We start from the raw sequence: 6,960 nt of genomic DNA, 5'->3' as shown, positions 1-6,960 counted from the left end.
GCGACCGCCCGGCCGGCCACCTCGACCCCCTCGCCGTCGCCGGCGTCCCGGGAACCGATCGACCCGGCCCGTCGGCGCACCCTGATCACCGCCCTGGCGCTGGTGTCGGCGGTCCTCGTCGTCGTCACCGGCCTGGCCACGTGGCAGTACGTCGAGGCCCGCGAGGCGACGGCGATCGAGGAACAGATCGCGGCCGCGCCCCGGGCGGCCACCGACGCGGCTCGCGAGATCACCACCCAGATGTTCACCTACGACCACCGGACGGTGGACGCGGACCTCGGAGCGGTACGGGAGCGGCTCGCCGACCCGGCACTGTCGGAGTTCGTCGAACAGTCCATGCCGACCGTCTCCTCCGCCGCCAAGCAGCAGGAGGCCACCGTCTACGCGACCGTCGCCGCCGCCGCGCCGCAGGAGGTGACGGACGCCGAGCGCGTCACCGTGCTGGTCATGCTCAACCGGATGGTCTCCACCAAGGACGCGCCCGAGGCGGCCAGTTCGGCCTCACGGCTGAGCGTGGACATGGTCCGCCAGGATGGGACGTGGAAGCTCGCCGAGCTCAACGCGCTCTGACCCGGACGCGCTCTGACCCGGAAGCGCTCTGACCGCCGGCCGACGCCCGGGTATGGGGCGCCGCCCGGGGCGGACGGGGTCCTAGTCGTCCGAGGTGGCGTCGAGGGTGTTGAAGAACCGGCGGGCCCACGCGTGGACGTCATTGCTCAACACCTGCCGACGCAGTGACCGCATACGGCGACGTCGGTCATCGGGGGAGTCGTCGACCGCGGCCATGATGGCGTCCTTGACCCCGTCGAGATCGTGCGGGTTGCACAGGTACGCCTGGCGTAGCTCCGCGGCGGCGCCGGCGAACTCGCTGAGCACCAGGGCGCCCTCGCCATCGGTGCACGAGGCCACGTACTCCTTGGCCACCAGGTTCATGCCGTCCCGCACGGGCGTCACCAGCATGACGTCGGCGGCCGCGTAGAACGCCGCCAGTTCCGTCTTGGGGACGGGCCGGTGGATGTAGGTCACCACGGGGTGCCCGATCTCGCCGAACGTGCCGTTGATGCGGCCCACCGACTCCTCGATCCGCGACCGCATGATCTGGTACTGCTCGACCCGCTCGCGGCTCGGCGTGGCCAGCTGGAGGAGGGTCACGTCGGCGGGCTCCAGGCGCCCCTCCTCGAACAGTTCCTCCAGCGCGCGCAGGCGGACGTCGATGCCCTTGGTGTAGTCCAGACGGTCCACGCCCAACATCAGGACCCGCGGCGACCCCAACTCCTCGCGCAGGCGGGCGGCGCGGGCCTGGGTCTCGCGCGTGCGGGCGGTGGCGTCCACGGCCGCGGAGTCGATGGAGATGGGGAACGCGCCGACCCGCACCATGCGGTCGTCCACCCGGATCTCGGAGGCGCGGCCCCGCGTCGACCGCAATCGGACGGACGGGTAGCCGCGCAGGCGGTTGGCGAGGATCCGGAAGTTGTCCGCCCCGCCGGGCAGGTGGAAACCCACCAGGTCGGCGCCGAGCATGCCCTCGACCAGCTCGGTGCGCCACGGCAGCTGCATGAACAGTTCGACGGGCGGGAACGGGATGTGGAGGAAGAACCCGATGGTCAGGTCGGGGCGCAACTCGCGCAGCAGACAGGGCACCAGCAACAACTGGTAGTCCTGCACCCAGACGGTGGCGCCCTCGGCGGCGGCCTCCGCGGTGGCCTCGGCGAAACGGGTGTTGATCTCGCGGTAGGCGTTCCACCACTCGCGGTGGTACTCGGCCGGCACCACCACGTCGTGGAACAACGGCCAGAGGGTGGCGTTGGAGAAACCCTCGTAGTAGAGCTCGACGTCCTGGGCGGACAGGGTGACCGAGTGGAGGCGGATGCCGTCCGCGTCGAACGGTTCGGGGGCGGCGTCGGGGACGCCGGGCCACCCCACCCACGCGCCGTCGTTGGCCTTGAGGATGGACTCCAGCGCAGTGACGAGGCCACCTGGGCTGGCTTTCCAGTGTTCGGTACCGTCCCGGTCGATGACGAGGTCCACGGGGAGACGATTGGCGACGACGACGAAGTCGGCACCTGCTCCGGTGGACGTCTGCCCGGTACCGCTCGTCATCGGTTGTCCCCTCGCGTGGATCGCTGTGGTCTGGTTACTCGGCGTCCGCCGTCACCTGCGGCTCCGGACCGATCCCCAGCATGTCGAGGAGCATCCGGCACTCGTCGGCGTCGGCCGAGTACGAGGCCACGACCTTGCGGGCCATGTCGGCGGTCTCGTCCGCGACCGGCTCCAGGTCGTCGAGCTCGGGTTCTTTGCTGGCGGCGGCGGATGCCATCGGTGTCCTCCTGTGATCGGTGGGGGGCGCGCGCCCTGTTCGGGCGACATCGTCCGCTGCCGATCCTACGTCACCCGTCCGCGGCCGCCGACCGGCGCAGATTGCGGGTCACCCACTCACCGAACACGATCCCGGCGGCCAGTGCCACCGCGATCGCCAACGCCTGGAACATCAGGCCCAGACCGATACCCGTCTGGTCGCTCGTCAGCGCCGACAGGCCGCGGTACACCGACAGGCCCGGCAGGAACGGCGTGATGCCGGCGATGGTCACCACCAACGGCGGGACGGTGGCGATACGGGCGAGGATGCCGCCGATCAGGCCCATCGTGCAGGCGGCGAGGGCGGACCCCACCACCACTCCCAGTCCGGTGGCCATGACTGCCTGGAAGATGAGCATCCCTATCGCGCCGACGGCGGCGGCGAGCCAGGTCGCGCGCACCGTCGCATAGCTCGCCACGGCGAACCCGGCGGCGCCCACGCCCGCGGCGAACACCGCGATGTGGACCGCGGCGTTGCCGGCGATGGCCGGGTCGATCGGGGGTGGGGACATGCCGAGGCGTTCGAACGCGGCGAGCGCGATCGTGATCCCGCCCAGGACCCCGCCTGTCATGACCAACGTCTCGACCGCTCGCCCGGCGGAGGTCACCGGGAATCCGGTGATGGCGTCCTCGATGGCGCCGACGAGGGTGAGCCCGGCGAGCAGCACGATGATGCCGGCCGCGACCAGCTGGGACGGTTGGACCTCGATGAAGTTGTTGCTCACGGCGACGTAGGCGGCGAGGGCCCACGCGGCCGCGATGAACCCGCCCACGACCTGCTGGAAGAAGCTCGGGAGTCGGTGGCGGTCCAGGTAGCGGTTGGCGTACATCAGGGCGAACGTCGAGACCATGGAGATGAGGCCGGCCAGCGGGCTGCCCCCGAGCTGGATGACGACCGCGCACCCCAGCATCGCCCACCCCAGGACCGCGACGCGGAAGGAGTGCGGGTGTGGGGAGGCCACGATCGTCTCGACCTCGGCGGCGGCCTGGTCGACGGTGAGCTGGCGGCGCACGATGAGGTCGATGAGGCGGGAGACGCGGGTCACCCGTGTCATGTCGACGGTGCGGTAGTTGACCACCCGGATGACCGAGATCGGCGGTCGGCCGCGACGTCGGTTGACCCCGATGGTCAGCGACGTGAAGGTGACCTCCACGGTCGCGCCCGGCAGGCCGAACGCCGCCGCCACGGACTCGGCCTGGGCGACGGTGTCCGCGGCGCCCTCGCCGGAGGACAGCAGGATCCCGCCGATCTCGAGGGCGAGGTTGAGGACGTCGGTGACGGCGCCGTCGTCGTCGAGGTCGACCGGCGCCATGGGGGACAGCGGGGGCTCGACCGCAAGGTCCATGGCGGACTTGCGCAGTCCCATCCACGCCAGTGGTCGGGTGAGCGGTGCCGGTGCGTCGCGGGTCTCCACGGTGCACACCGTAGTCAAGAGCCCCGACGGTGGCCGGGTTAGGATGACTGGCGGGCCGCGGCGGTGTCGCCGCCCGTGCTGGAGTGGCGCAATTGGTAGCGCACCCGACTTGTAATCGGGCGGTTGCGAGTTCAAGTCTCGTCTCCAGCTCTCGAGTGGCGTCGGCGTTCGAGCCGGAAGCTGAGGGCACGCCAAGTGTCGGGCCGTCGGTGGTGGCCGCGGGATGCGGCCCCGAGCGGGACCCCCAGTTCAGTGATCATTGTTAGCTTCCGTCTACTGATGAGTAGAATGTTCTCAACATTCCCGTCGCCAGAAGGGCGCCGCCGAGATGACGCAGTCCGCAACAGAGATCGCCACTGCGTGGATGGCCGCCCTCGCCTCGGGCGACGCCGAGCGGACCATCGCACTGTCTTCTCCGTCGATCGTCTATACGACAGGCCAGGTCAGGCGCTACGAGGGGCACGATGGTGTCCGCGACATCGTGTCCGACCTCTCCCGACTGGCCGGTTTCCTCACCATCGGGGTGGAGGGGGAGATCCTGGAATCCGAGGGGGTCGTCGCGCTGCGCCGCCTCGAGCGGTACACCCTGCCCAGCGGCGGGATCGAGATCCGCGGTTGTTCCTTCGTGGAAGTGGCGGACGGGGTGGTCACGCGGTGGGCAGACTACAAGAGCATGCACGCGATCGACGAGATCGTCGGCTAACGGGGAGGCGGATGCCGTGAGCGAACGCGGAGCCGGGGAGGTGGATCCCCGGGAAGTGGTCAGGGCGCTGGTCGAGGCGGCGTTCGCGGGGGACGTCGAGACCGCGCAGTCATGGTGCACGCCGGACGTCGTTCTCACGATCGAGGGCACGCAGACCGTCCGGGGACACGAGGGCCTGCGCCATGTGATCGAGTTCAACCAGGATGTCTCGACCGACGTCAGCGTGGACATCCACCACGTACTGGGCTCGGGCGATGTGGCGGCGCTCAACCGGACCACACACCTCACCATCGGTGGGGTCGCCCTGAAGGTGGAGGTCGGCTCGTTCTTCGCGCTCCGCGACGGTCTCGTCGCGGCGTGGACCGACTATCAGGACATGCAGGACGTCGCCCGGGCGCTCGGACACTGACGATCGGGCAGGGCCCGGCGCCGGCGGCCGACCGCCGACCCGGGGCGGACGGCCCCGGGTTCAGGCCTCCGGGACGAACTCCCCGTAGCCCAGTTCGCGCAGCGACCGCCGGATGGTCTCGGCCGCCGCGTCGGACTCCTCGGCGGGCGCGTCGGGGTCCGCCAGCGACAGGTCGAATCCGGACATGTCGTCGGCGGGGAAGATGTGGATGTGGGTGTGCGGCACCTCGAAGCCGGCGATGAGATACCCGGCGCGCGCCGCACCGAGGCCTCCCACGACCGCCTTGCCGACGGCCTGTGCGACCTCGTTGAGCCGGGTCAGCAGCGCGGGCTCGAGATCGGTCCACCGATCGACCTCCGCGCGCGGGACGACCAGCGTGTGGCCGGGCGCGACCGGTGCGATGGTGAGGAAGGCGACCACCTCGGGGTCCTTCCAGACGAACCGGCCCGGCAGTTCACCGGCGATGATCTTGCTGAAAACGGTCGACATGGACCCCAGCCTACGTATCGGGGGCGATGGCCTCAGGTGGCAGACTGGCGAAAAGTGGTCTAATGGATGTATCCGCTACCCGCCGGGTGGCCCCCGTCCTCTCTACACACGCGAAGGAGCATCGACATGGTCGAGGCAGGTATTGCGACGGCAGAGGGCGCGGTGAAGAAGAAGGCCTACCACCACGGCGATCTGCGCAACGCCATCATCCAGGAGGCGACCGCGCGCGCGAGGGTCTCGGGGGAGAAGGCGATCATCCTCCGCGAGATCGCCCCGCACATCGGGGTGTCCGCCACCGCGGCGTACCGCCATTTCGCGAATCGGCAGCAGCTCGTCGAGGAGGTCGCGGCCCGCGGGTTCGTCGAGCTGGTCGGTCGCGTGGCGGCCGCGGCCGTCGGCGGTGCGGTGTCCGATCCGGTCCTCGCCGCCTACCGCGAGCTGCGCGAAGCGGCTCTCGCCGTGGTGGAGTTCTCGATCGACGAGCCTGCGTGGGCCCGCACGATGATGGAGAACCTGGGCCCGTCGGAGACCGTCGCCGCGCACGCCGATGCCATCAATGTGGAATTGCAGGCGATCGTCGAGCGCGGGATCGAGGCGGGGGCGTTCCGGCCCGGGGTCGTCATGAACGACGAGCTGCCGCTGTGGGCGGCGATCGACGGCCTCAGCGCCCAGGCGATGTTCGGGATCCGCCCGATGCGGACCCCGGACGCCGCACGGTCGACCGCACGGACCATTGATCTGTGTATGACGGACCTGCTCACCGACGAGGCGCTGCGGGCCCGCGACGCGGCGTTCCCCGCCGCCGACATCACCGCCGACGCAGGGGTCTAGGGCCCGTTCGTTCCGGGCCGGGCCAACCCGGCGCGGCGGCCGGGCTACTGTGGTCGTCGTGCGCATTCTCGTGATCGGTTCCGGTGCCCGTGAGCACGCCCTCCTCGTCGCCCTCGCCGCGGATCCCGCGGTGACGGAGTTGCACGCGGCGCCGGGCAACCCCGGCATGGTGCAGGCGCAGTGCCACGAACTCGCGGTGACCGATCCGGCGGCCGTGACGGCCCTGGCCCGTAGGCTCGACGCCGGACTGGTCGTCATCGGTCCCGAGGTGCCCCTGGTCGCGGGCGTCGCCGACGCCCTGCGCGAGGCCGGGATCCCGGTGTTCGGCCCGTCCGCCGAGGCCGCCCGCATCGAGGGGTCCAAGGCGTTCGCCAAGGACGTCATGGCGGCTGCGGGTGTGAAGACCGCGCGCGCCGAGATCGTGGACTCGCCCGCCGACCTCGACGACGCACTCGACCGGTTCGGACCGACCTGGGTGGTCAAGGACGACGGGTTGGCCGCCGGCAAGGGGGTCGTCGTGACACCCGATCGCAACGCGGCCCGGGCGCACGCTCTCGCCTGTCTCGACGACGGGCACCCGGTGCTGTTGGAGTCGTTCCTCGATGGCCCGGAGGTCTCCCTGTTCTGCCTGGTCGACGGCGAGACCGTCGTGCCGTTGCTGCCCGCCCAGGACCACAAGCGGGTCGGCGAGGGCGATCGCGGTCCCAACACCGGCGGGATGGGCGCCTACACGCCGCTGCCGTGGTTGCCGCAGGGCC

9 protein-coding genes and 1 tRNA gene are annotated in these 6,960 nt (G+C 70.7%); 6 read left to right on the top strand and 4 right to left on the bottom strand.

Annotated features, from left to right (window positions below):
• The coding region (locus tag G6024_RS01350) for a hypothetical protein (protein ID WP_159147688.1) at positions 1–570 on the top strand (570 nt) is incomplete at its 5' end.
• Between the two features lie 81 nt (positions 571–651).
• On the opposite strand, the gene G6024_RS01345 is transcribed toward G6024_RS01350, so the two are convergent.
• The 3 genes from G6024_RS01345 to G6024_RS01335 all read right to left on the bottom strand — a co-directional run bounded on the left by G6024_RS01345 (position 652) and on the right by G6024_RS01335 (position 3,770).
• The gene (locus tag G6024_RS01345) at positions 652–2,100 is read right to left on the bottom strand and encodes an alpha,alpha-trehalose-phosphate synthase (UDP-forming) (protein ID WP_159147686.1); all 1,449 of its coding nucleotides are present in this window, start codon (positions 2,098–2,100) and stop codon (positions 652–654) included.
• Positions 2,101–2,134: 34 nt separating this feature from the next.
• Entirely contained in the window at positions 2,135–2,317 is a 183-nt protein-coding gene (locus G6024_RS01340) for a hypothetical protein (RefSeq protein ID WP_067711921.1), read from the bottom strand.
• A gap of 70 nt (positions 2,318–2,387) precedes the next feature.
• Positions 2,388–3,770, bottom strand: a complete 1,383-nt coding sequence (locus tag G6024_RS01335) for a threonine/serine exporter family protein (protein ID WP_235027713.1) — start codon at positions 3,768–3,770, stop codon at positions 2,388–2,390.
• A gap of 77 nt (positions 3,771–3,847) precedes the next feature.
• On the opposite strand from G6024_RS01335, the gene G6024_RS01330 reads away from it, so the two are divergent.
• From G6024_RS01330 to G6024_RS01320, 3 genes are all read left to right on the top strand, one after another.
• A tRNA-Thr gene (locus tag G6024_RS01330) sits at positions 3,848–3,920 on the top strand.
• Between the two features lie 178 nt (positions 3,921–4,098).
• On the top strand, positions 4,099–4,473 hold the full coding sequence (locus tag G6024_RS01325; protein ID WP_132064016.1) for a nuclear transport factor 2 family protein: 375 nt from the start codon (positions 4,099–4,101) through the stop codon (positions 4,471–4,473).
• Between the two features lie 16 nt (positions 4,474–4,489).
• On the top strand, positions 4,490–4,882 hold the full coding sequence (locus G6024_RS01320) for a nuclear transport factor 2 family protein (RefSeq protein ID WP_235027712.1): 393 nt from the start codon (positions 4,490–4,492) through the stop codon (positions 4,880–4,882).
• Positions 4,883–4,942: 60 nt separating this feature from the next.
• Here the strand turns inward: G6024_RS01320 and G6024_RS01315 are convergent, their stop codons facing one another.
• Positions 4,943–5,371: an HIT family protein gene (locus G6024_RS01315; RefSeq protein WP_067711927.1), complete on the bottom strand. Its 429-nt coding sequence runs from the start codon at positions 5,369–5,371 to the stop codon at positions 4,943–4,945.
• 126 nt (positions 5,372–5,497) lie between these two features.
• On the opposite strand from G6024_RS01315, the gene G6024_RS01310 reads away from it, so the two are divergent.
• Positions 5,498–6,202, top strand: coding sequence for a TetR/AcrR family transcriptional regulator (locus tag G6024_RS01310; protein ID WP_194307179.1), 705 nt, complete (start codon positions 5,498–5,500; stop codon positions 6,200–6,202).
• 58 nt (positions 6,203–6,260) lie between these two features.
• Positions 6,261–6,960 (top strand): phosphoribosylamine--glycine ligase (locus tag G6024_RS01305; protein WP_478213466.1); only part of this gene is annotated, 700 nt, incomplete at its 3' end.

Source organism: Dietzia maris (genome assembly GCF_014144855.1).
Taxonomy (GTDB): Bacteria; Actinomycetota; Actinomycetes; order Mycobacteriales; family Mycobacteriaceae; genus Dietzia; species Dietzia kunjamensis.
The sequence above is the reverse complement of the archived record's forward strand: the minus strand, read 5'-3'. Positions and strand labels throughout refer to the sequence as shown.